The organism is Bacillus sp. JJ1127, assembly GCF_036965845.1.
GTDB lineage: Bacteria > Bacillota > Bacilli > Bacillales > Bacillaceae_G > Bacillus_A.
Genome location: NZ_JBALQK010000354.1, coordinates 1 through 1057 on the forward strand (window position 1 = coordinate 1; position 1057 = coordinate 1057).

Consider the following 1057-nt stretch of genomic DNA (forward strand, 5'->3'; position numbering starts at 1 on the left):
GTATTTAATATTTACGGAATATTAAGTTTTATTCACTGTAAGATTTATATGTAAATTAAATTAAAATCTCTGTTATTAACACTATCATTCCTACAAGAAGAAAGAATTCAATTGAAATCAAGAATACATTTTTCTGTGGCCTTTTACATTCTTTTATTAAAGTGAAAATGGCACTAATTGCTACAAAGGTGAAAAGAATGAGTCGTATCATATCTGGCATTTTAACCACTTCTAATGTTAGATTGAATACATTATATTGAGATGTTTAAATGTTAAGGTGGTTATTAATATAAATTAAGTGAAAAATAAGCAGAATTTAAACGAAATAATCCTTTTAGTGAATAGAGTTTAATTTGAACGGAGGGGAAGCGTATCGTATGAACCAATTGTCATTCTTTGAAAACATCGATGAAAAAGAAATGCGTAAACTTGTAGTGAAAGAGTTGAAGAATTACAAAGCATTACGTGTCCGGATGAGAAATCAAGAAGAACAAATGCAAGCAGAATGCGCCGTTATCTTCCCGAAAATGAAGACCATGCAGTGGATTATTTAAATACAAAACGTGGATTGATTGCAGGTGCTGCGACAGTCCTTTTTTATTTTGATGAGATGGGTGAGATTAGGTACAAGTCATATCCGATTAATATATGCTTGCAGCTATCCATCGACATAAAGATAAAGTCGGTGATAAAGAAGTTGAGTATGTGGAAATGTTTTCGAGGATAGCAATTTTTGAATATATATTTTGTCTGCATATAAAGTTTATAGCCTGTCAATAATAGTTTTGATTTTTAAATAAAGCTATAGGAGGTTTTTTTATGCCGTGGAATGATATTTGGCAGGCTGATATGGATGATAGTGGATTACTGCCCTTAATTAAGGGCGAAAATGAAAATGAAGTGGAGCAATCTAATGGATATTTAGTTGTAGACTTAGATCCTTATGGTCCTTCGGATAGAAATCATGATCCAAGTTCACGTAATGAAGTACATGTTCTTACAAATGTTCATATTAAGAAGAAAAAATCATATGAACTAGTTGAAAAATTATTTGATA

At 30.9% G+C, this 1057-nt stretch carries 2 protein-coding genes; both read left to right on the forward strand.

What is annotated here, in order from left to right:
* Nucleotides 1–377 precede the first annotated feature (377 nt).
* Nucleotides 378–554, forward strand: a complete 177-nt coding sequence (locus tag V7183_RS24280; protein ID WP_335361119.1) for a hypothetical protein — start codon at nucleotides 378–380, stop codon at nucleotides 552–554.
* A gap of 265 nt (nucleotides 555–819) precedes the next feature.
* Nucleotides 820–1057: hypothetical protein (locus V7183_RS24285; protein WP_335361120.1), on the forward strand; the 238-nt coding region annotated here is incomplete at its 3' end.

Excerpts from the sequence above, each read along its gene's own strand:
- V7183_RS24280 (WP_335361119.1), top strand. The coding sequence starts at position 378 with ATGAACCAATTGTCATTCTTTGAAAACATCGATGAAAAAGAAATGCGT.